The sequence below is a fragment of the Paraburkholderia unamae genome, from assembly GCF_003096875.1.
In the GTDB taxonomy this organism is placed as follows: Bacteria; Pseudomonadota; Gammaproteobacteria; order Burkholderiales; family Burkholderiaceae; genus Paraburkholderia; species Paraburkholderia unamae.
In genome coordinates this window covers 440,740-462,937 of the sequence record NZ_QEOB01000004.1, presented here as the reverse complement: position 1 = coordinate 462,937, position 22,198 = coordinate 440,740, and the positions used below count along the sequence as shown (strand labels likewise).

The following is a 22,198-nucleotide window of genomic DNA, read 5'->3' as shown; positions in this document are numbered from 1 at the left end:
GCAATCGATGACAAGGAGGAGCAACAGATGCAAATCGACATCAAGACCTCGGCGGTGCAGCCGGTGCGGCAGACGTTCTCGCACATCGCGCGCCGGCTCGGCGCGGACAAGCCCGCGTCGCGCTATCAGGAAGCGACGTTCGACCTGCAACCCGAGGTCAATTTCCACTACCGCCCGCTGTGGCAGCCGCAATACGAGCTTTACGACAAGGCGCGCACAGCGATCCGCATGAACGACTGGTACGCGTTCAAGGATCCGCGCCAGTACTACTACGGCGCCTATACGATCGCCCGCGCGCGCCAGCAGGACACGATGGAAAAGAACATCGAGTTCGTCACGCGGCGTGCGCTGCTCTCCGGCTTGCCCGACGAACAGAAAGAACGCATCGCCTCGATCATGGTGCCGCTGCGCCACGTGGAGTGGGCCGCGAACACGAACAACTGCTTCGTCACCGCCTACGGCTGGGGCACCGCCATCACGCAGGCCACGATGTATCACAGCATGGATCGCCTCGGCCTCGCGCAGTATCTTTCGCGCATCGGCCTCGTGCTCGATGGCAATCTCGGCAGTTCGCTCGTGGCGGGCAAGGCGGCCTGGCTCGACGCCCCCATGTGGCAGCCGTTGCGCCGCCTGGTCGAAGACCTCATGGTCGTGCAGGACTGGTTCGAAACCTTCACCGCGCAAAACGCCGTGCTCGACGGCCTGCTCTACCCGCTCGTCTATCGCCATATCGATGCGCGGCTCTCGGCGCAATGCGGCGCGGGGCTCGGCATGCTCAACGAGTTCGCGATTGCCTGGTTCGACGAAACGAGCCGCTGGGTCGACGCCACGCTCAAGACCGCCGCGGCGGAGTCGCCGGAGAACACGGCGCTGCTCGCGTGCTGGATCGAAATATGGCGCACACGCGCGCTCGAAGCGTTGCGTCCGCTCGCTCAGCATGCGCTCGGCGAGCAGGACGCCGAAACCGCACTTGCGGAAATCGACACGGCTTTCACCGCCCGCATGACGAAGACCGGCATCGCGATCGGCGAGAGCGCCACGCGCACGGAGGCCCGACATGGCTGACACCGTATTCATCGCCTTCCAGACCAACGACGACTCGCGCCCGATCGTCGAAGCCATTGCCGAAGACAACCCGCACGCCGTGGTCAACGCGCTGCCCGCCATGGTGAAGATCGATGCGCAGGGCCGCCTCGTCATCAAGCGCGAATCGATCGAGGCGCGCATCGGCCGTCCGTTCGACCTGCGCGAGCTGCAACTGAACCTGATCTCGCTCTCCGGCAACATCGACGAAACCGACGACGAATTCATCCTGGCGTGGAACGCCTGAGCCCAAAACGACACGGAGACACACCATGAGCACGCCGGCATCCTCGCCCAAAAAACTGAGTATTAAGGAAAACTATGCAATGCTCACGCGCGGCCTTGCGTGGGAGAGCACCTATCAACCGATGGACGCGATCTTCCCGTACGACCGCTTCGAGGGCATCAAGGTCCACGACTGGGACCGCTGGGAAGACCCGTTCCGCCTCACGATGGACGCCTACTGGAAATACCAGGGCGAAAAGGAGCGCAAGCTCTACGCGATCATCGACGCGTTCCAGCAGAACAACGGCCAGTTCAACGTGACCGACCCGCGCTACATCAATGCGCTCAAGCTGTTCCTCACGGGTGTGAGCCCGCTCGAATACGCGGCGCATCGCGGCTTTGCGCTCGCGGGCCGCAACTTTCGCGGCGCGGGCGCGCGCATCGCCTGCCAGATGCAGGCCATCGACGAGTTGCGCCACGCCCAGACCCAGGTGCACACGATCAGCCAGTACAACAAGTTCTTCAACGGCTTTCACGACTTCCGGCACATGCATGACCGCGTCTGGTATCTGTCCGTGCCGAAGTCGTATTTCGAAGACGCCATGAGCGCCGGGCCGTTCGAGTTCGTCACCGCCATCTCGTTCTCATTCGAATATGTGCTCACGAATCTGCTCTTCATGCCGTTCATGTCGGGGGCGGCGTTCAACGGCGACATGGCGACGGTCACGTTCGGCTTTTCGGCGCAGTCGGACGAGTCGCGCCACATGACGCTCGGCCTCGAAGTCGTGAAGTTCCTGCTCGAACAGGACCCCGGCAATGTGCCGATCATCCAGAAGTGGATCGACAAGTGGTTCTGGCGCGGCTACCGCCTGCTCACGCTCGTCGCGATGATGATGGATTACATGCTGCCCAAACGCATCATGTCGTGGCAGGAAGCATGGGAAACCTATTTCGAGCAGAACGGCGGCGCGCTCTTTCACGATCTGGAGCGCTACGGCATTCGCCTGCCGAAGTATCACGACGTCGCGACCAAAGAGAAGGATCGTCTCTCGCACGAGGCGTGGGGCATCTTCTACAACTACACGCACGCCGCCGCCATGCACACGTGGATTCCCACCGACGACGAGATGGACTGGCTCGCGCAGAAGTACCCGGCGACCTTCGACACGCTCTATCGTCCGCGCTTCGAATACTGGCGTCGCCAGCAGCAGGAAGGCAAGCGCTTCTACAACAACTCGCTGCCCATGCTGTGCCAGGTGTGCCAGATTCCCATGGCCTTCACCGAGCCCGACGATCCCACGAAAATCTGCTATCGCGAGAGCGACTACCTCGGCAACAAGTTCCACTTCTGCTCCGACGGCTGCAAGGACATCTTCGACAACGAGCCCGAGAAGTACGTGCAGGCGTGGCTGCCCGTGCACCAGATCTACCAGGGCAACTGCTTCGAAGCCGACGCCGATCCGGCCGCCCCAGGCTTCGACCCCATGCGCGAAGTGCTGCGCTACTACCACATCGAACCGGGCGCGGACGGCCATGAGTTCGAGGACTCGCCCGATTGCGCGAACTGGCGGCAGTGGACCGGCAAGCCCGCGTATGGCGGCGAGGTCGCCAGGGAAACGGGTAACGAAGCCGCAAGCGAAGACCAACCCACACGGCGCGCAGCGTAGGTCCTGCCGCAACCACGACAAACACACGGAGACACATCATGGCAGTCGTCGCTTTGAACGAAGGCTACAGCGGGCCGATGCGCGATAGCGTGGAGAACTTCCACGGCAACCATCTGCTTTACGTGGGCTGGGAAGATCACCTCATGTTCTGCGCCCCGCATTGCATCGCCGTCGCGCCCGGCATGCGTTTCGCCACGCTCGCGCAGGAAGTCATTGCGGCCATGTACGGCATGCATCCGGACTGGCACGCGGTGCGACCCGAAAGCATCGAATGGTTCCGCTCGCGCGAGCGCTTCACGCCCGACTTCAACGCCAGCCTCGTGGAGAACGGTCTGGGCCACAAGGCCCTGCTGCGCCTGCGCACGCCAGGGCTCACGGGCATCGGCGGCTCGCACAGCTAGCACGGGAGGCAAGCATCATGAGCTATCAATTGACCATCGAGCCGATCGGCCAGACGATCGAGATCGAAGAGGACCAGACGCTGCTCGACGCGTGCCTGCGCGCGGGCGTGTGGCTGCCGCATGCGTGCTGCCACGGCCTGTGCGCGACGTGCAAGGTGCAGGTGAGCGACGGCGAGATCGAGCACGGCGAGGCGTCCCCGTTCGCGCTCATGGACTTCGAGCGCGACGAAGGCAAGTGCCTCGCCTGCTGCGCGCGCGTGCAGTCCGACGTGACGATCGAAGCCGATATCGACGAAGACCCGGATGCGCGCCATTTCCCGGTGCGCGACCATGTGGGGCGCGTGGCCGAGGTTGTCGACCTCACGCCCACCATCAAGGGTATTTTCGTCGAACTGCCAGGCGAAGGCATCGCGTTCCAGGCAGGCCAGTACGTGAACGTGCAGATACCGGGCGAGAGCATGCCCCGCGCGTTTTCGCTCGCGGGCGAGCCGGGCAGCGCGGCGCGCATCGAGCTCAACGTGCGGCGCGTGCCCGGCGGCAAGGGCACGACATGGTTGCACGAGCAACTGAATGTGGGCGACACGCTGCGCTTTGCCGGGCCGTTCGGGCGCTTCTTCGTGCGCGCCTCCGACCCGCAGCCCATCATCCTGATCGCGGGCGGCTCGGGCCTTTCGAGCCCGCGCTCGATGCTGCTCGATCTGCTCGCGCAAGGCGACGCGCGGCCCATCACCCTGCTCTACGGCGCACGTAGCCGCAGCGAGCTTTACTACCACGATGCGTTCCTCGCGCTTGCCGGGCGTCATGCGAACTTCAGCTACGTGCCGGCCCTTTCCGACGAACCCGCCGACTCGGGCTGGGACGGATTTCGCGGTTACGTGCACGAAGCGGCGCGCAGCCATTTCGCGGGCGATTTCCGCGGCCACAAGGCGTACCTTTGCGGGCCGCCGGTCATGATCGAAGCGGCGATTCGCACGCTCATGCAGGGCCAGTTGTTCGAACGCGACATCTACACGGAGAAGTTCCTCACCCACGCCGACGGCGAGCAAGGCGCGGCGCGCAGCCCGCTTTTCAAGTCGATTTGAGTCTCGGCGGGCCGCAAGCGGGAACAACGGCACGGGCGCGCGCACCCGCAGTTCGGGGTGCGCCTCCCGCCCGTGCTTATCACGCATCGCTGTCGTTTGCTGCCTTCGGCGATCGAGTGTCTCGAAATCCGTTCGCCGGACCATTTATTTAGTATTACTTTATAAATAGAAGGAGACATATGAACCGCTTTTCTTTTGCGCGCAATTTCACGGCTATCGCGGCCGGTTTGTCGCTCGCCGGGGCCGCGCACGCCCAAAGCAGCGTGACGCTGTATGGCGTGCTGGACGCCAGCGTGCTGTATCTGAGCAAGACACTGAACCCCGCCACGGACACGAACGGCGGCAAGTTCATCGGCTTCGGCGATAGCGGACTCTCACCTTCGGTGTTCGGCCTGAAGGGCACTGAGGACCTTGGCGGCGGCCTGAAAGCGAACTTCACACTTGAAAGCGGCATCAACATGGGCACGGGCGGCTTCAACGACTCGAACGGCAATCTCTTCGGCCGCCAGGCCTGGGTGGGCATGAGCGGCGGTTTTGGCGACGTGAAACTCGGCTTGCAGTTCTCGCCCTTCTTCTTCGCGCTCTACGACCTGGACCCACGCCTATCCATGACGGGCAGTTCGCTGCTGCCGTGGCTGAACACCGTGGCCGCCACGGGCATCTTCACGCGCAACGCCGTTTCGTACACGAGCCCGGTGTTATATGGCCTGCAAGGCAGCGTGCTCTATGCGTTCGGCAATGTGCCAGGCGACTTCCAGGCGGGCAAGCAGGTTTCCGCAAGCCTCAAGTGGCAATGGCAGGACCTCATGGTCGAGGCCGCCTGGTTCGACAGCAACGCGAGCCCCGCCGCCGACACCGTGCCGCCCACGGCCGTGCCTTTTCAGGGCCGCATGCTCGGCGCCACGTACCGGTTCGGCACCGTGACGGCAAAGGCGTCGTTCACGAGCTTTCGCGCGAGCGGCGGCCCGAGCAACAACCTGTACGGCGGCGGCCTCGACTATCTGATCACGCCAGCCATCGACGTGAACGGCGGCGTGTGGTACATGACCGACCGTAACGAAACGTCGAGCCACGCGGTGCTCGGCTCGATCGGCGCGTCGTATTCGCTGTCCAAACGCACGTCGCTCTATGCGCAGGTGGGCGTCGTGCACAACGACGGCAATGCACGCCTCGGTCTCGTTGCGGGCGAAGGGCTTTCGTCGGCCAACACGCTCTTCGCACCGGCGGGAACCACCACGGCCGTCAATCTCGGGGTCCGGCAGCTTTTCTGAAGCGCACCCGCCCGGGCGGGCACGCTTCAAACGCGCGCAGCCTCAGCCGCGCCGCTTGTCCCGTGCCAGTTCGTTGGGCGGCATCGTGTTGCTTTCCTGCAAGGGTTCGCCGACGATCCGGCGCTTGCCCGCCTGATCGCTGGCGATATGGGCGCCGTCGCCGTCGGCGTCCGATTCGGCGGCAATTTGCCTCTCCGCGCGGCTCCAGTATTCGTCCGCCTTGCCTTGCGGCGCGCCGTCGTCCTGCCAGAGTTGGTATGCGCGTCGCCGGACGCGCTCTTCGCGGTCGTCATTCATGGTCGTTCCCTCCGGTGTGCGCGCGCCCGCGGCGAACGATTCGAAGTCACCCGCTGCCGTTGACGCACGCCGGGAAACGCGCGCAATCGCGGTGCCCGGCGCAAAGCGCTTGCGCCTCACGGCGCTCCGTGCGATGAAGCCAGATCGAGCACAGGCGCGAGTCCGTTGGCCATCAGGCAAATAGAATCGTATGAAAATCAGCGCGATATCAGCGCGATACGGCAAAGCCGATGCGCGCGGACCAGCGGTGCTGGTTGTAATCGAGCAGATCCTCGCCGTAGCCGTTGAAATACCCGACCCACAAATAGCCGCCCCAGGCGTTGCCGAACAGCTTGGCGAGCGGGTATGTAAATTGCGCATCGACGCTGCCGTACCAGGATTTCGTGCCCTTTCTCAGCGTGGTCGCGAGTTGCCAGCCATCCGGGCTGCCGTATTTGATCAGCAAGTCGACGTAACCGCGATAGTCCGCGATATCCGAGTTCTCTCCGGCGATATGCGTGTACCCATAGATTTTCGGCGCAATGGTCAGATGGTTCGCGTTGATGTCGCCGAAGTCCCAGATCGGCTTCACGTAAAAATAATCCAGGCCGCGCGACTCCGGTCCATCTTCCCCGTTCGAGTCGTGCTCATAACCGGCTTCTATCCCCATGCGCGTGAACCACTTCGACCGCCACCCGGTGTCCTCCAGGTAATAGAACAGCGCGGGCATGTAGCTCGTATCGCGGAACGGCGCCGAATATTCGTTGATGTCCCACAGCGACGTTTGCGTATACGCGAAATAAAGGTTGTCGACGAAACCTCGCGAGCGCGGATCATCGGGCAATACAAAACGGAACTTGAAGCTGATCTGGAATTTCGCGAGATCCGAATCGTTGGAGGCCCAGCCGTCCGCGAAATACGTGGGCTGGTAGAACGAAAAGCGGCCCTTGAGGAAGGTGGTGAGATCCGGCACAAGCGAATTCGAAGGCGTCACGCTCGAAGGCGGCATCTGGGCCGCGAGCGACGCGTTGCCCGCCATCGGTCCTTCGGCGGGCGCGATGGCGAGCGTTGTGGATGCGGGCGCAACGGCTGCGGGCGTGCTTCCAGGCGTGCTTCCTGGTGAGCTTCCCGGCGCATTGGCGGACGCGTTGGTGGAAGTCCCCGCGCTCGCCGTGGCCGTTGCCGGCTTGCGCGTGAGCAGGACCACCGAAGGCGACACGTCCACGTCGGGCACGTCGATGCGCACCGCGCCGCGCGCCCACTCCGGCCAGGGCGCGCGATAACTGACCGCCTTCATTTCGCCCGTTTCGAGCCGCACGTGTTCGGGCGCGCTCGCATCGCGCGTGAGCAGCACCGCCTTGGGCAGCGCCTCGCCGTTGGTGAGCGTAATGGTCAGGTTGCGCGGCACGTCGATGGTGGTGCCCGAAGGCGCGTCGCCGGTGTACACGATCGTCACGACGAGCGGCTCGTCGGAGCGCGCCTCGCGCGGCGGGCGCATGAAGGACACGGCCGCGCGGCTCACCGGCGCATGGCCCGCCAGCGTGGCCACGGCCAGCGCCATGCACGCCAGCCTGGCCCACGGCGGACGCAGCCCCGGTTCGGAGCACGAAAAGGTTTCCCCGCAAGATGCCATTCGAATCGCCACGTTGCCTCCTTGTATCGCCAGAATGATTCGCCGCGCGACGAATCCAGCCGATGCTCGTTACGAGTGAAGCGTGGTGCTTTCGGGAATCGTGCCCGATTCCCTGTTACAGACAGGCCGCCAGAATTGAATTGTTTGCTTGCGCTGCTATGATCAAAATGGTTCGTTCCGACTTGCCGGCCACGGCCGGCGAACGCTTTTCGCGAGGACTGACAATGAAACCTGTCCTGCTTGCGCTAGCCATGCTGGGCGCTTCCACGTGCTGGGCGCAAGCCAGCGCGCCAGCCGCGTCGTCGCATCCGCATCACGAGGAAACGGTCGACGACCGGGTGAAAGAATTGCATGCCGAACTGAAGATTACTCCCGCCGAAGAAGAGCAGTGGGCGAAAGTGGCCGACGTGATGCGTAATAACGCCAAATCGGTGGACGACCTGATCCAGCAAAGGCACGACAACGCGCAAAAGCAGACCGCGGTGGAGAACCTGCAATCGTGGAACGAGATCGCCCAGGCCAACGCCGAAGGCAGCAAGGCGATGCTCGATGCGTTCGCGGCGCTCTATACGAGCATGCCCGACTCGCAGAAAAAGCTTGCGGACGCCGCTTTCCGTCCCGCCGAAGCGCACTCGAAGTAAGCCGCCGCGCGCACCGGGGACCGCACGACTCGACCTGGCTCGACCCGACTCAACGTGAGGCACGACGATGAAACCCTGCCTGTTGAAGTTTGCTTTCGTCTCGGCGCTGACTACGCTTTGCGCCATGCCGGCGGCGCAGGCGCGCGTGAACGTCAACGTGGGCGTGGGCATCGGCATTCCGGGCGCCTTCTACGCGCCGCCACCGCCCGTCGTCTTCATGCATCCCGCGCCCATGTGGCCGCCTCCGGTCGTGTACACGCGCCACGGCTTTTCTCCCTGGCACCATCCACCGCATTTCATGGGTCCGCGACACGTCCGGCACCCCGGCTGGGGACCGCCGCCGCCGCGCTGGCGCTAGATGCGCCCCGCATGATGATGCGATAAACAAAAAAGCCACGGCTTGCGAGGCTCGCAAAGCCGTGGCTCATCTCAGCGCGTCAAACACCATCCGCGATACCGGATACCCTCAAGCGCCAAGCGCGGGATCGCTGTAGCTCGGGCGGCCCGTCTCGACGTGGCCCGCGATGCGGCGCACATAGGTCGAATCGCTGTCCACCGTGATCGTCAGGTCGTACCAGCCGTGCGCATTGCGCAGGTCCAGATAGAGGTGCTCGGTGTCGCCACCGCGCACCGTACGCTGGATCGTCGCGCCCGCGTCGTAGGCGTTGACGAGGGTGAACTGGCAACGCGCGCTGCCCGTGTTGTGCAGGCGCAGTTGCAGGTTGCCGTTCGCCACGTCATAGCCTTCGGCCACCTCGGGCCGCGCCGTTTCGTTGCCGCCGAACCAGCCCGGCTTCACCTGCTTGCCCGCATAGCGGCGCAAAAAGCCGTTGGGGCCGTGCACGCTGAAGTCGTAAGCGCCGCTCGCGGCGAGCGTGAGCTGGTCTTCCAGGCGCTTGCCCGCTTCGACCGTATAGGTGCGCGGCGCGTCGAGGCTGCCCGCCGTGTAGACGAGGAACACCGCGCCGGCGCGGCCCGTGTTGACGAAATGCGCGTTGGCGTGACCCGAATTGCCGTTCACGTCGAAGCGCACGAAAAGCTCATAGGGCAGCGCGCGCGCGTTGCGCACGCCCGGCTCCTGCTTCGGCACGCTGCCCACGGCGGGCGGCACGGGCACATAGTCGGGGTGACGCGTGCGGTCGGGCGGCGCATAGCTCGTGGTGGACGGCAGCGAAGGCAGCGCGGCGTTGGGCGTGGCGAAATCGAACGCCGACGTGAGGTCGCCGCACACGGCGCGCCGCCACGGGGTGATGTTCGCTTCGCGCAAATCGTGATGCAGTCCGAAGCGCTTTTCGATGAAGCGGATCACCGAGGTATGGTCGAACGTTTCCGAGCATACCCAGCCGCCCCGCGACCAGGGCGAGACCACGAGCATCGGCACGCGCGTGCCGAGCCCATAGGGGCCGGCCGCGTACTTGCTGTTGCCGGGGAAAATCTCGTTGGTGGTATCGACCGTCGAGAGGCCGTTTGCGCTCGATGCGGGCGGGAACGGCGGCGCGAGGTGGTCGAAGAAGCCGTCGTTCTCGTCGTAGTTCACGAGCAGCGCGGTCTTGCTCCACAGGTCGGGGTTCGACGTGAGGATCTGCAACACCTGATCGACGTACCACGCGCCGTAGTTCGCGGGCCAGTTCGGATGCTCGGAGTACGCCTCGGGCGCGACGATCCACGATACCTGCGGCAGCGCGTTGTTCGCCACGTCCTGTTTCAGCACGTCGAAATAGCCGCCGCCCGCGAGCACGTTGGTGCCCGTGCGTGCGCGGTCGTAGAGCGGGTTGCCCGGCTGCGCGTTCTGGTATTGGTGGAAGTACAGCAGCGAGTTGTCGCCGTAGTTGCCGATATACGGATTGTCGCCGGTCCAGCCCCACGAGCCCTTGGCGTCCAGCCCTTCGCCCACGTCCTGATAGATCTTCCACGAAATGCCCGCGTTTTGCAGCACTTCGGGATACGTGGACCAGCCGTAGCCCGCTTCCGCGTTGTCGATCACGGGGCCGCCGCCGCTGCCGTCGTTGCCCACCCAGCCCGTCCACATGTAGTAGCGGTTCGGGTCGGTCGAGGTCATCGTCGAGCAGTGGTAGGCGTCGCAGATCGTGAAGGCATCGGCAAGCTGGTAGTGAAACGGGATGTCGTCGCGCGTGAGGTACGCCATCGTCGTCGTGCCCTTGGCGGGCACCCACTGGTCGTAGCGGCCGCCGTTCCACGCCGCGTGCGTGGTGGGCCAGTCGTGCGGCAGATCCTGGAGGAACTGCAAGCCCAGATTGGCCGCCGTGGGATGGAACGGCAGCACTTCGCCCACGCCCGCCGCGAGCGGCTGGTTCCACACGGGCTTGCCGTTGGGCAGCGTGATCGTGCGCGTGTCGCCATAGCCGCGCACGCCGCGCAGCGTACCGAAGTAATGGTCGAACGAGCGGTTCTCCTGCATGAGGATCACGATGTGCTCGACGTCGCGCAGGCTGCCCGTGCGATTGTTCGCGGGAATGGCGAGCGCGTTGCGAATGCCCAGCGGCAGCATCGTCAGGGCGGTGGCCGAACCGGCGCTCATCGCGGCGGTGCGGAGAAAGTCACGGCGGCTTCTCGATGTCATCTTGTGGTTTCCATCTTCGGGTTGAGAATGGCGCGCGCGGCACGCCGCCGTCTGGACGGACGGCAGTCGGCAAGACCGCGCGGCCGGGTCGTCAGTCGACGGTGTGAATGACGGGTGGTGCGAGCGGTTCGTTTTGTGCGGCTTGTGCGGACTGTGCGGACTCTGCGCCGGTGTCGTCCGATGGTCTGGCCGGCGAGCGCACGGTGTCGGCGGGCAAAGCGGCACCATCCGGGGGAATCGACGGGGAGGCTTGCGCCTCCTGATTGATCGCGTTGGCAAGCGGCGGGCTCGGCGCATGGCCGGGCTGCGCCTGCGCGAGCTCGCGCGCGGCGTTCGTGGAGAGCGCCACGCGCGCGTCGGCGTCGCGCTCACTACATGCGCCGAGCGCGCAGCCCAGCACCGCGCACGCGAGCAGCGTGGCGGGCAAGCGCCAGGTGATGAATGCAGCGGGCGCGACCAAACGTTTGCGCGGCGCGCTCTGCGATAGCAGACGCACCGGCGCGGAATCGACCGTCATCGAAGTCTCCGTCCAGATAGAGGGACAACAGAGGCACAACAACGGCTCGAGGAGGCGGCCCGAGCTTTGCCTCGCGCGCACGAAGCATGCGGCATCAAGGCAACGCAGGAGGATAGCGAAGGCGCTTTTAAGTTTTGTGACGGCGCGTGCTGACAAACGCCTTGCGGCGCGCCAGGATCAACGCGGCTCGTGGCGGATATGCAGTTCCGCGTAACCGGTCGCGGCGTCGAGCTCGCGCGAGAAGCGATGTTCGGGAAGCAGCGCGAGCAGCAATTCGGCCGTGGTGCGGACGATGCAGCCGCGCGCGACATGGCCGCCGGACACCTGGCCGTGCGCGTCGGCCACGGACATATGCAGATGCGCGCCGTCGGGCGACACCGAGCCGGCCAGCGTCAGGATTTCGAGGTCGCCGTGCAGCGCCGTGGGCGATTCGGCGCCCGCGAAGCGCAACTGGGCCACGCTCAGGCTGCCGATGCCCTGAATGACGAAGCCGGCGCGCATGGCGCACCGGCTGAGTATGGCTTCCACGGCGAGGCGCACGTCGTCGCCCGGAGACAGCCGAACGGGATGGATCTGCATGCGGGTATCCGTCTCATGTATCACCCGCAGCTTAGATCGGAGCGAGGGGCGAATGCAAGTCGCCCTCCTCGCCCCTTCCCGCGCGAGCATACGCATCCGGCGAGGCACAGTCGACGATTGCAGAGGATTCCGTATCAACTCCGCAGAAGACCACCCGGCTCTCACGGATGCGCATAGATCGGACCGAGGCCGGGAATATCCTGCGCAGCCGCGGCAACCGTCGCGCCGCCCGCCGCCGACGCGCCGCCGGCGACCCCGCCGTACGCCGAGGCCACCGCGCCGTTCTGTGCGCTCACGCGCGCTTCCGCGGCCTGGAGGTTCTGCGGATAGTCCACGTAATCGGCCGCCGGGTTGTAGCCGGCCTTTTCGAGCTGGACCAGTTCCGCACGCACCTGGGCGCGCGTGACCGGCGCGCTGGATTGCGCGAAGGAAACAGCGGGAACGGCGACGGGAACAGCGACGACAGCGGCAACGATCAGCGACTTGACGAGATTCATGATATCCACCTGTAAGCAGGAAAATGGTTCGGACCACGGTTGCGTGGCGCGTGCTTCCAGTCGCTTCGACATCGGTTTGCGACATCGCTGACTGGCATGGGTGTATTTAACCCCTCGCACGTATCCGGCTTGTTTCCACAACGCCCGGCTTTGCAAGCGTTTTTGTCCGTTTGCACGGTGGATACACAACGATACGAAAATCCCGCCGCGAAGGCCGCGCGCGCCGTATGGGCGCGCGGCCAGGGGCGCTAGAAGCGGTCCACGTCGACCACGGCCTGCGCGAAGGCCTGCGGCGCTTCTTGCGGCAAGTTATGGCCGATACCGCCCGTGATCACGCGGTGCTCGTATTTGCCCGTGAACTTGCTCGCATACGCAGATGGCGGCGCATGGGGCGCGCCGTTCGCATCGCCTTCGAGCGTGATGGCCGGCACGCCGATGGCCGGACCCGGCACGAGTTTCGCCTCGTACTCGTCGTACTTCGCTTCGCCCGGTGCCAGGCCCTGACGCCAGCGGTAGTTATGGATCGTGATGTCCACGTGGTCGGGGTTGTCGAAGGCGGTTGCGCTGCGATCGAACGTGGCGTCGTCGAATTGCCATTTCGGCGAGGCCTGCCGCCAGATCAGCTTCGCGAAGTCGTGCGTGTACTTCTGGTAGCCGGCGTGGCCCCGGTCCGTCGCGAAGTAGAACTGATACCACCACTGGAACTCGGCCTCGGGCGGCAGCGGCGTCATGCCCGCCTTCTGGCTGCCGATCAGATAACCGCTCACGGAAACCAGCGCCTTGCAGCGCTGCGGCCACAAGGCGGCGATGATGTCGGCGGTGCGCGCGCCCCAGTCGAAGCCCGCGATCACCGGTTGATGCACGTTGAGCGCGTCCATGAACGCGACGATGTCGGTCGCCACCGCCGTGGGTTGGCCGTTGCGCAAGGTGTCGGCGGCGAGAAAGCGCGTGCTGCCGTAGCCGCGCAGATACGGCACGATCACGCGGTAGCCGCGCGAGGCGAGCAGCGGTGCGACGTCGACGAAGCTATGGATGTCGTAAGGCCAGCCGTGCAGCAGGATCACGGGAGGGCCGTCGGCCGGGCCGTCCTCCGCATAGCCCACGTTGAGCAGGCCCGCGTTGACCTGCTTGAGCGCCGCGAACGACGTGTGGCTGCCCGGCTTCACCGGCGGTAGAGGCGGCAGAGGCGCGGGCTTGGCCGCCGGGGTCTGCGCATGCGCGGCGCCCGACGCGCCCCACTGCGCGGCCGCCAGCATCAGGGCTCCGGTTCCCAGCAAACTGCGACGACGTGCATCGATTGTTTCCGGCATTTCCGCTCTCTCCTTTATGGCGCCGTACGGTACGGCGAGCCACGGCAGTATAGGGGAGCGAAATTTCACAAGGCGCGGCGGTGCCGCGCTTGCATGGCGCGGCGTCCTTACGCGAAGCGCACGCAATAAACCGGCGGCAGGTGCGCCGAAACCAGCCGCCAGTTTTCGCCGCCGTCGCCGGAAGTCCAGAGCGCGCCCGTGGTCGAGCCCATGGCGAGGCGCTCGCCGGAGTCGTCGATGGCGAGGCCATGGCGGTACACGAGGTCATACGCCGGGGCCGCCGGCAAGCCATTCGAGAAGCGCTCGAACGTGCGCCCGCCGTCGCGCGTGCGCGTCACGACGAACTCGCCGTTCACAGGCACGCGGTACTGGTCTTTCACGGCCGGCACGAACCAGGCCGTGTCGGGCTCGCGCGGGTGCACGGCCACCGCGAAACCGAAACTCGAAGGCTGCGCCTCGATGCGCCGCCAGTGCGCCGCGCCGTCGGTCGAGAGGAAGATCGCGCAGTGATGCTGGGTCCACAGCACGTCGGGGTTCGCGGCGCACTGCACGATACGGTGCGGGTCCTGCGCGTTGCCACTGCCGCGCAGCTCGGGCGGCATGTAGTCGGCCTCCATGCCTTCGGCCGTGAGACGCCAGTTCGCGCCGCCGTCCGAGGTCTGCCACACGCCGCCGCACGATACGCCTACCGTCACGTGCCGGCTGTCGCGCGGATCGACCATCACGGAGTGGATGCCCGGCGCGTCGTAGCCGCCGCCCGCCCACTCGCGGCGCTCCGGGCGATCCCATAGCGCGCGGTTGAGCGTCCAGGTGGCGCCGCCATCGCCGGAGCGGAACAGACCGCCCGGTATCGTGCCGGCCCACAGCACGCCCGGTTCGTCGGTGCCGCCGGTTTCGAGCGACCAGATCTGCTGGAGCGTCCAGGGAATGTTCGCCTGGCCCGGCGCGGCGGCGTTCGAGAGCGGTTCGTCGGCGGGTTGCGGCGGGTAGAGCGGCGCCGCGCACTCCTCCCAGTCCGCCTCGCCCGCGCGGCGGCGGTGCAGCTTCACGCCGAAATGGCCGAGATTGAGCGCGGCATAGAGCGTGCCGTCACGCGCGTCGGGCAACACCATGCTCACCGGCTCGCCGACGAATTCCGGCTCGCCGAGCGTCCAGCCGCCCGCGCCGTCGGCTTGCAGCGTGAACAGTCCCTTGCGGGTCGCGACTAGCAGTCGATCGCTCATCTCGCGTGTCTCCTCACCTTTGCGCGCATGACGCCGCCCTGGCGGCCTGTTCCCTTCATCTCCCTTCTGCTTGCTTACCCGCCGGAGAGCGCCTGCACGACATAAACGCGGCTTTGCTCGCCGATCGCATCGGACAAGCGTTCCCGGTCGCGCACGCGCCGACCGTCCACGAACACGGCCAGATGCTTTCTCAGCGCGCCCTGGTCGTCGAGGATATAGCCGCGCAGCCGGGGCTGCGTGGTGAAGACGGCTTCGAGCGCTTCGCCGAGCGTGTGCGCGTCGATCTCGCGCTCGGGCATCGCGACGTGCCGCTGGATCGAGGCGGCGAAGAAGATGTGCGCCATGGCGGGCCCGCGGTGCGGAAGTGGCCGCATCCGCTGGTCTTGTAGTTTAGGCCATTCGCCGCGGGCGCTGGGCGGCGGGACGTGCCGCCGCTCTCAGGACGCGCTGCCTTCGGCCTTGGGCTTGGCGTGCAGGCAGGGCGCGGGCAGCCGCATGCGGTACAGCGAGATCGCCTGGATCGTGAGCACGCAGAGAATCGCGCCGCCATAAGCGGACGGGAGGCTCCAGCGCGTGAGCGTCAAGCTCAGCACGTAGAAGAACGACGCGAAGCCCAGCAGCCCGGCCGCCATGCCGCGCATGAGTTGCTGGGCGGCTTCGTGGCCGATCATGCGATGGGCGAAGACGGCGAGGATGATCGCCATGAACGGCAGCGACGCGAGCACACCGCTCGCCTCGGGGCCGACGTACGGCGCGATCAGCGTCACGCCCACCACGAGGCCCGCGATGAGCGCCATGCGCGAAGGCAGATCCCACCAGGGCGCATTCAGGCGCGCGGTGCGGGCGGGCTTGTTGGGAATGAGGTTGAGCGCGAGCGCGACGGTCAGGATAGCGACGATGTAAAGCCCATTGGCGGGCAACGCGCTCCATTGCAGAAACCCCGCCACCACGGCGAACGTGAGCCCCGCGCCCGCGAGCGCCACGCTCCACCCGCGCGGCGCGAGTCGGCAATAGGCCACGCAGAACGCCGCCTGCGCGGCGGTCGCGGTGAGCGAACCCGAGGTGGCCTGCGCCGCGAACGCGCTGCCGTGCTCCAGCGCGAGAAACACCGAAACCGGCCCGGAGGTGAGCGGCAGCCCGACGAGCAGCCCGCCGACCGCTTCGCCCCAACGGCGCGCGGCGAGACTCGCGGCGAGCAACAACAACGGCGTGAGAACGAGCTTGAAAACCAGAAGTTCCATGACGAGCAAGATGAAGCGAAAAATGCCGACGCTGACGAATGCGCGAGCCGCGTAGCGCGACGCACCGCGGCTGCCCAACCATCTTGAAGGTGGCCTGACTGGCTGACAAACCATTTGTCGTCATATAATGCGTGAGTAAAACTCACACGTATTGCGCGACCTCGCCCATGTTCGACCGGCTTCCCCCTCTGCAAACGCTGCGCGCCTTCGAGGCGACCGGGCGGCTCCTGAGCATGACGCTCGCGGCGCAGGAACTGCATGTCACCCACGGCGCGGTGAGCCGGCACATCAAGACGCTCGAAACCCATCTGGGCGTGGCGCTGTTCCAGCGCCTCACGCGGCGCATCGTGCTGACCGCGGCGGGCGCCGAGTTCCTGCTGGCCGTGAACCGCACGCTCGCGGAACTCACCAAGGAGTCCGAACGGCTGCGCGCCCACGACAGCGTGACGCGCCTGAAAATCAACGCGAGCGTGTCGTTCGCGAACCGCTGGCTTGCGCCGCGCCTGCACCGGCTGAAGGCGCGCCACCCGGAGCTGGACGTGCACCTGGACGTGACCGACAAGTACGTCGACCTGAATGACTCCGATGTGGACGTGGCGATCCGCTACGGCAGCGGCCGCTATCCGCGCGTGCTGGCCGAGCGCATTCTGGACGAAACCGTGACGCCGGTTTGCAGTCCTGAGTATCGGGAGAAAATGGGCGGCATGGCCCAGGTGGAGAGCCTCGCACGCTGCACCTTGCTGCACGAGGGAGGCATGCTGGCGAACTGGGAGCAATGGTGCGCGCTGGCCGGTTTGAGCAGCGTGCGCAGCGATCGCGGCACCGCTTACAGCCACGGCAGCCTCGCCATCGAGGCCGCGATTCGCGGCGAAGGCGTGGCGCTCGGGCGCAGCGTGATCGTGGCCGACGACATCGCGGCCGGCCGGCTCGTGGCGCCCTTTCCCCAGCTTCGCCTCGAATCCGAGCGCGGCCACGACCTCGTCTATCGCATCGGCAGCCGCGACGACCCGAAGGTGCGCGCCCTGCGCGACTGGCTCGCCGACGAAATCCGCCTCTTCCTCGCGCCACCGCCTTGAGCGCCCGGCGCGGCCGCAACTAGATCGCCGCCGCGACCTCGCCGCACGGCGCGAGCGCGCGGCGAATGCACGCCACCGCGAAATCGACGTCGTCCTGCGTGGTGAAGCGCCCGAGACTCAAGCGCACCGTGCGGCTCGCCGCCTCCTCGCCCAGGCCGATGGCCGTGAGCACATGCGACGGCGTGCCCGCCGCCGAGTTGCACGCCGAGGTGGAGGAAATCGCGAGGTCGCCGGTCAGCAGAAACGGGAAAAAGCCCGGCAGATCGAACGTGAGGCTCATCGTATGCGGGATGCGCGGCGCGCGCGCCGCGTTGAGCGTGGCGCCCGGCAGCGCCAGCACGCCGGCCAGCAGGCGTTCACCGAGGCGCGCGATGCGCTCGCCGTCTTCGTGCAACGCGGTGCGCGCAAGCTCGCAGGCCACACCCATGCCCACGATCTGGTGCGTGGCGAGCGTGCCCGAGCGCAGGCCGCGCTCATGGCCGCCGCCGTGCATCTGCGGCGCGATGCGCGCGAACGCCTCGGGGCTCACGTAGAGCGCGCCGATGCCCTTCGGTCCGTACACCTTGTGCGCCGACATGGAAAGCAGATCGATGCCCGCCGCCTTCACGTCGATGGGCGTCTTGCCGAGCGCCTGCGCCGCGTCGACGTGCAGCAGCGCGCCGGCCGCATGCACCACGCGCGCGATGGCCGCGACGTCGGTGCGCGTGCCCAGTTCGTTGTTGACCAGCATGAGCGATACGAGCCCGGTGTCGGGCCGCAGCGCCGCCGCGACGGCCTCGGCCGTGATTTCGCCATCGGCTGTGGGCGCGAGCCGCGTCACGGCCATGCCGCGCTGCTCCAGGCTCGCCATCGTGTCGAGAATGGCCTTGTGCTCCAGCTGGCTCGTGACCAGATGGCGCTTGTGCGTGGCCCGCTCGGCGTAGCCCTTCAACGCCAGGTTGTTCGATTCGGTGGCGCCCGAGGTCCAGACGATGTCGTTCGCATCGGCGCCGATGAGCGCGGCCACATCCTTGCGCGCCTGCTCGACGAGCCGCCGCGCGCGTTGCCCCGCGTCGTGCGAGCTCGACGCGGGATTGCCGAAGTCGCCCTCGATGCCGAGGCACCCACCCATCGCCTCGATCACCCGCGGATCGGCCGGGGTGGTCGCGGCGTAATCAAAGTAATGCAAATTGCCCTTCTCGCTCATTTTTGCTTTCTCGCACGTCGGAATCGGAGAAATCGTACGCTGCGCGCCCTAAAAAATGCTTCCAAATTCGCGCGACTTCCGCTTTGAGCAGAGGATCTGATTCTGCGTTTGATTCATCCGGGAAAATTTATTTCTGATCGCGCCACGCCGTCCCCCAACAAACCCAGGACCCACCCAGGATTCGCCCCAGGACATTTACCGTCGCCCGAGGACAAATCCGTCCACCCTCGCGTGCGCCCGCGCAAAGCCGCCCCGGCGCGCGCATGCACGCCTTCACGCGCCGCCCGGCCCGCACAAGCCCGGACAAAAATGTCCACCCCGCCCCAGGCGCCACGCCGCGCCCGCCCCGCCGCGCGGGGCTTGCGCGCCGCGCGCGCGTTGGCACCGACCTTGCGTTTCGCCACCCATGAACGTAGCTGGACGTCACCCAGGTGTGCGGGACCCATCGTTGCAGGATGTGGTGCGAGAGCTTGCCCGTTACCTGCGTGGGCATCCGCATGCGGGGGACAGCGTGGATGGCATCGCTCAGTGGTGGCTCAACCTCACGCCGGACTCGGTCGGCCTCGTCGAGCGCGCGCTCGAGGTGCTGCGCGAGGCCGGCGTCGTCGTGGGCGCACGCGCGCCCGACGGCCGCATCCACTACCGCCGCCGCGTGCCCGACGCCCCGGCCGACGCCGCCGCGATCGAAGCCGCGCTCGACCGTTTGTGCGCCGCGCCCCCCGCGCTCCCGCCCGGCGGCCGCGCCCGCCCGCCGCCGCGGCCATGACCGCGCGCCGCGCGCCGATGGCCGCACTCCCTCAACGTCTGCAAGGTACGCATCATGGCGATGACCTACACCTATCCCGGCGTCTATATCGAGGAGCAGCAAAGCGCCTCGCATCCGATCACCGGCGTCCAGACCTCGATCGCGGCGTTCGTCGGCTATACGAAGAGCGGCATCGACAATCGCGCGCAGCAGATCTTCAGCTTCGGCGACTTTGAGCGGCTCTACGGCGGCCTCGCCTCGAACAGCGAACTCGGCTACGCGGTGCAGCAGTTCTTCCAGAACGGCGGCGCGCAGGCGTGGATCGTGCGCACGCCGGCCACCTCGCTCGGCGCGGCCGCGGCGAAGGTGCAGTTCCAGTCGTTCACGTTCGAGGCGCTCAGCAGCGGCACGATCCCGAACGGCCAGTTGCTCATCGACATCGACTACGTGGGCCTCACGCCGGGCGGCCCGAGCCCCGGCGCAGACCCGAAAACCTTCAACCTGACCGTGACCGATCTCGCGGGCGGCACGGTGGAGAGCTTCCCTTCGGTCACCTACGACAACACGAAAAGCAACTGGGTGGAGAACGTCGTCAACGACCCGGACAACGGCTCGCAACTCGTGAAGATGGACGCGCCGGGCACCGCCGACCTCACCGCGATCGAGGCACTCGCGAGCATCGCGCAAACCGGCTACGTGGGCACAGCGATTTCGCCCTACTCGGTCGCGACCGACATCGGCGGCAACCTCGCGGGCGCGGTCACACTGACCACGGGCAGCGCTACCGTGCAGGGCAACGGCACGACCTTCACGACCACGCTGAAGTTCGGGCAGTCGATTCTCGTGGCGGGCGACACCAGCAACACGGCGTGGCGCGTGCTCTCCATCACGAACGACACGACGCTCACGCTCGCGCAGAACTACACGGGCCCGGGCGTGACGAACTCCGCCTTCACGCTCGCGAGCCCGGTCGCGACGAAGGACTATGGCTTCACGCTCAGCACGACGAACCCGAATCCGGCGCCCGCGGGCCTGCCGCTTTCGGTCAAGGTCATCGCCAGCAACACGGCGGTACCCGCCTCGCTCAGCGGCCTCGCCACGCAAATCCAGCAGGCCGTCAACGCCGCGCTCGCCGTGCAGATGCCGGGCGCGGTCGTGCAGGTGGGCGTCACGCCATTGCCCGCCAATCCCGCCACCCAGGCATTGCGCATCAACGCACTGCTGCCCGGCAACCCGGACGCCGTGCTCTCGATTGCCGACCCGGCCGCGCCGCTCACCACCTGCGTGAGCCTGCTCGGCCTCACGGGCGGCAGCGCGAGCGCCAACGCGGCGCACTATGCGCTCGGCACCGGTCACACCGCCTGGGGCCAGGAAGCGACCTCGACTGCGGGCACGGACTTCGCCTCGCCCGCCACCACGGGTCTGCCCGCCACGGCCGACCTGATCGGCGACGAGGCGAGCTTCACCGGCGTCTACGCGCTCTCGAAAGTCGATCTCTTCAACCTGCTTTGCATTCCCGACGCCACGCGCGCGAACGCGAGCAACCCCAACGCGCTCGACATCAACGTCAACGCGAACGCGGTCTACAGCGCCGCCATCGCGCTGTGCAAGCTGCGCCGCGCATTCCTGCTGATCGACCCGCCGCCCGACGTGACGACCGTGGCGGGCGCGGTGGACTGGAAAAGCAGCCAGCTCGCCGTGGTGGACGCGAACGGCGCGGCCTTCTTCCCGCGCCTGCGCCTGGCCGATCCGCTGAACGGCTACAACCTGCGCACCTTCGCGCCGTGCGGCGTGGTGGCGGGCGTGTATGCGAGCACGGACAGCTCGCGCGGCGTATGGAAGGCTCCGGCGGGAACGGCCGCGACGCTCAATGGCGTGCAGAGCATGGTCTACCCGTTGAGCGACCCCGAGAACGGCGTGCTCAATCCGCTCGGCCTGAACTGCTTTCGCACCTTCCCCGTGTACGGCCCTGTGCTGTGGGGCGCGCGCACGCTGGTCGGCGCGGACGCCATGGCGAACCAGTGGAAGTACGTGCCGGTGCGGCGCATGGCGCTCTTTCTCGAAGAGAGCCTGTACCGCGGCACGCAGTGGGTGGTGTTCGAGCCGAACGACGAGCCGCTATGGGCGTCGATCCGCCTGAACGTGGGCAGCTTCATGCAGACCCTGTTCCTCAAGGGCGCGTTCCAGGGCAGCACGCCGAGCCAGGCCTACTTTGTCAAATGCGATAGCGAAACCACGACGCAGGCCGATATCGACAACGGCATCGTCAACATACTCGTGGGCTTCGCGCCGCTCAAGCCCGCGGAGTTCGTCGTGATCCAGATCGAGCAGATCAGCGCGCAATCGACCTGACCCGACCTGACCCGACCTGAGCCGGCCTGCACCCGCGCGTGCTCTTACTTACCTGTGCCCTAGCGGCGGAGATCAGTCATGGCAGAGTTCACCGTCAACCCCCAGCGCTTCGACCCGTACAAGAACTTCAAATTCCGGCTCAAGTGGGACGGGCGCTACGTGGCCGGCGTCAGCAAGGTCTCGGCGCTCAAGCGCACCACCGAGGTGGTCAAGCATCGCGAAGGCGGCGACCCGAGCACCTCGCGCAAGTCGCCGGGCCGCACCGAGTTCGAGGCGATCACGCTGGAGCGCGGCGTGACGCACGACACCGACTTCGAGGCCTGGGCCGCGAAAGTGTGGCAACTGGGCGCGACGCTCGGCAGCGAAGTGTCGCTCGCGGACTTTCGCAAGGACGTGATCCTCGACTTCTATAACGAGGCGGGGCAGCTTGCCATCAGCTACAAGATCTATCGCGCATGGGTTTCGGAGTACCAGGCATTGCCCGACCTCGACGCCAACGCGAACGCCGTGGCGATCCAGCATATCAAGCTCGAAAACGAGGGCTGGGAGCGCGATACCTCGGTCACCGAGCCGACCGAGCCGACCTACAACTCGACGGCCGCGTGAGCGTGA

22 protein-coding genes and 1 pseudogene are annotated in these 22,198 nt (G+C 66.4%); 12 read left to right on the top strand and 11 right to left on the bottom strand.

The genetic code is table 11. From position 1 onward, the window contains the following. Positions 1 to 27 precede the first annotated feature (27 nt). From C7402_RS11470 to C7402_RS11445, 6 genes are all read left to right on the top strand, one after another. Positions 28 to 1,065, top strand: coding sequence for an aromatic/alkene monooxygenase hydroxylase subunit beta (locus tag C7402_RS11470; protein ID WP_116610718.1), 1,038 nt, complete (start codon positions 28 to 30; stop codon positions 1,063 to 1,065). Then, positions 1,058 to 1,330, top strand: a complete 273-nt coding sequence (locus C7402_RS11465) for an MmoB/DmpM family protein (RefSeq protein WP_028208985.1) — start codon at positions 1,058 to 1,060, stop codon at positions 1,328 to 1,330. Before C7402_RS11470 ends, C7402_RS11465 begins: the two co-directional genes overlap by 8 nt. A 25-nt stretch (positions 1,331 to 1,355) precedes the next feature. Further along, on the top strand, positions 1,356 to 2,975 hold the full coding sequence (locus C7402_RS11460) for an aromatic/alkene/methane monooxygenase hydroxylase/oxygenase subunit alpha (protein ID WP_112170356.1): 1,620 nt from the start codon (positions 1,356 to 1,358) through the stop codon (positions 2,973 to 2,975). A 38-nt stretch (positions 2,976 to 3,013) separates the two neighbouring features. Beyond that, positions 3,014 to 3,376, top strand: coding sequence for a phenol hydroxylase subunit P4 (locus C7402_RS11455; RefSeq protein ID WP_116610717.1), 363 nt, complete (start codon positions 3,014 to 3,016; stop codon positions 3,374 to 3,376). Positions 3,377 to 3,393: 17 nt separating this feature from the next. Next, a complete protein-coding gene (locus tag C7402_RS11450) occupies positions 3,394 to 4,458 on the top strand; it encodes an NADH:ubiquinone reductase (Na(+)-transporting) subunit F (protein ID WP_112170358.1) in 1,065 nt (354 codons plus the stop codon). 179 nt (positions 4,459 to 4,637) lie between these two features. Continuing rightward, positions 4,638 to 5,729 carry a porin gene (locus C7402_RS11445; protein ID WP_116610716.1) on the top strand — a complete coding sequence of 364 codons (1,092 nt, stop codon included), beginning with the start codon at positions 4,638 to 4,640 and terminating at the stop codon, positions 5,727 to 5,729. Positions 5,730 to 5,771: 42 nt separating this feature from the next. Here C7402_RS11445 and C7402_RS11440 read toward each other — a convergent pair whose 3' ends face one another. Together C7402_RS11440 and C7402_RS11435 are read right to left on the bottom strand one after the other, a co-directional pair. After that, positions 5,772 to 6,026, bottom strand: coding sequence for a DUF2934 domain-containing protein (locus C7402_RS11440; RefSeq protein WP_116610782.1), 255 nt, complete (start codon positions 6,024 to 6,026; stop codon positions 5,772 to 5,774). Between the two features lie 208 nt (positions 6,027 to 6,234). After that, positions 6,235 to 7,566: a phospholipase A gene (locus C7402_RS11435; protein WP_112170360.1), complete on the bottom strand. Its 1,332-nt coding sequence runs from the start codon at positions 7,564 to 7,566 to the stop codon at positions 6,235 to 6,237. A 296-nt stretch (positions 7,567 to 7,862) separates the two neighbouring features. Here C7402_RS11435 and C7402_RS11430 point away from each other — a divergent pair, with 296 nt between their 5' ends. Together C7402_RS11430 and C7402_RS11425 are read left to right on the top strand one after the other, a co-directional pair. Continuing rightward, positions 7,863 to 8,279 (top strand): Spy/CpxP family protein refolding chaperone, encoded by a 417-nt coding sequence (locus C7402_RS11430; RefSeq protein ID WP_224039889.1) that lies wholly within the window; start codon positions 7,863 to 7,865, stop codon positions 8,277 to 8,279. 67 nt (positions 8,280 to 8,346) lie between these two features. Next, entirely contained in the window at positions 8,347 to 8,637 is a 291-nt protein-coding gene (locus C7402_RS11425) for a hypothetical protein (RefSeq protein WP_116610715.1), read from the top strand. 108 nt (positions 8,638 to 8,745) lie between these two features. On the opposite strand, the gene C7402_RS11420 is transcribed toward C7402_RS11425, so the two are convergent. The 8 genes from C7402_RS11420 to C7402_RS11385 all read right to left on the bottom strand — a co-directional run bounded on the left by C7402_RS11420 (position 8,746) and on the right by C7402_RS11385 (position 16,227). Next, positions 8,746 to 10,860 carry a phosphocholine-specific phospholipase C gene (locus C7402_RS11420; RefSeq protein ID WP_112170363.1) on the bottom strand — a complete coding sequence of 705 codons (2,115 nt, stop codon included), beginning with the start codon at positions 10,858 to 10,860 and terminating at the stop codon, positions 8,746 to 8,748. Between the two features lie 91 nt (positions 10,861 to 10,951). Next, positions 10,952 to 11,377, bottom strand: coding sequence for a hypothetical protein (locus C7402_RS11415; protein ID WP_116610714.1), 426 nt, complete (start codon positions 11,375 to 11,377; stop codon positions 10,952 to 10,954). Positions 11,378 to 11,554: 177 nt separating this feature from the next. After that, a complete protein-coding gene (locus C7402_RS11410; protein ID WP_116610713.1) occupies positions 11,555 to 11,956 on the bottom strand; it encodes a PPC domain-containing DNA-binding protein in 402 nt (133 codons plus the stop codon). A 161-nt stretch (positions 11,957 to 12,117) separates the two neighbouring features. Then, positions 12,118 to 12,453 (bottom strand): DUF4148 domain-containing protein, encoded by a 336-nt coding sequence (locus C7402_RS11405; RefSeq protein WP_116610780.1) that lies wholly within the window; start codon positions 12,451 to 12,453, stop codon positions 12,118 to 12,120. Positions 12,454 to 12,701: 248 nt separating this feature from the next. Next, the gene (locus C7402_RS11400) at positions 12,702 to 13,763 is read right to left on the bottom strand and encodes an alpha/beta fold hydrolase (protein WP_116610712.1); all 1,062 of its coding nucleotides are present in this window, start codon (positions 13,761 to 13,763) and stop codon (positions 12,702 to 12,704) included. A gap of 107 nt (positions 13,764 to 13,870) precedes the next feature. Next, complete coding sequence (locus C7402_RS11395) at positions 13,871 to 14,986, bottom strand: WD40/YVTN/BNR-like repeat-containing protein (protein ID WP_116610711.1); 1,116 nt, start codon at positions 14,984 to 14,986, stop codon at positions 13,871 to 13,873. Between the two features lie 74 nt (positions 14,987 to 15,060). Further along, positions 15,061 to 15,330: a MoaD/ThiS family protein gene (locus C7402_RS11390; protein WP_112170368.1), complete on the bottom strand. Its 270-nt coding sequence runs from the start codon at positions 15,328 to 15,330 to the stop codon at positions 15,061 to 15,063. A 93-nt stretch (positions 15,331 to 15,423) separates the two neighbouring features. Then, positions 15,424 to 16,227 (bottom strand): hypothetical protein, encoded by an 804-nt coding sequence (locus C7402_RS11385; RefSeq protein ID WP_116610779.1) that lies wholly within the window; start codon positions 16,225 to 16,227, stop codon positions 15,424 to 15,426. Between the two features lie 131 nt (positions 16,228 to 16,358). Between C7402_RS11385 and gcvA the strand changes: the two genes are divergently transcribed. Then, positions 16,359 to 17,303 carry a transcriptional regulator GcvA gene (gene gcvA / locus C7402_RS11380; RefSeq protein WP_224039881.1) on the top strand — a complete coding sequence of 315 codons (945 nt, stop codon included), beginning with the start codon at positions 16,359 to 16,361 and terminating at the stop codon, positions 17,301 to 17,303. A gap of 25 nt (positions 17,304 to 17,328) precedes the next feature. Here gcvA and C7402_RS11375 read toward each other — a convergent pair. Beyond that, positions 17,329 to 18,489 (bottom strand): annotated as a pseudogene (locus C7402_RS11375) (cysteine desulfurase family protein); the annotation flags it as partial. A gap of 511 nt (positions 18,490 to 19,000) precedes the next feature. On the opposite strand from C7402_RS11375, the gene C7402_RS11370 reads away from it, so the two are divergent. The 3 genes from C7402_RS11370 (at position 19,001) to C7402_RS11360 (ending at position 22,192) form a co-directional block, all read left to right on the top strand. Continuing rightward, positions 19,001 to 19,255 (top strand): hypothetical protein, encoded by a 255-nt coding sequence (locus tag C7402_RS11370; protein WP_112170371.1) that lies wholly within the window; start codon positions 19,001 to 19,003, stop codon positions 19,253 to 19,255. A 54-nt stretch (positions 19,256 to 19,309) separates the two neighbouring features. Continuing rightward, complete coding sequence (locus tag C7402_RS47660) at positions 19,310 to 21,586, top strand: phage tail sheath family protein (protein WP_116610708.1); 2,277 nt, start codon at positions 19,310 to 19,312, stop codon at positions 21,584 to 21,586. Positions 21,587 to 21,664: 78 nt separating this feature from the next. Then, on the top strand, positions 21,665 to 22,192 hold the full coding sequence (locus tag C7402_RS11360) for a phage tail protein (RefSeq protein ID WP_112170373.1): 528 nt from the start codon (positions 21,665 to 21,667) through the stop codon (positions 22,190 to 22,192). Positions 22,193 to 22,198 lie beyond the last annotated feature (6 nt).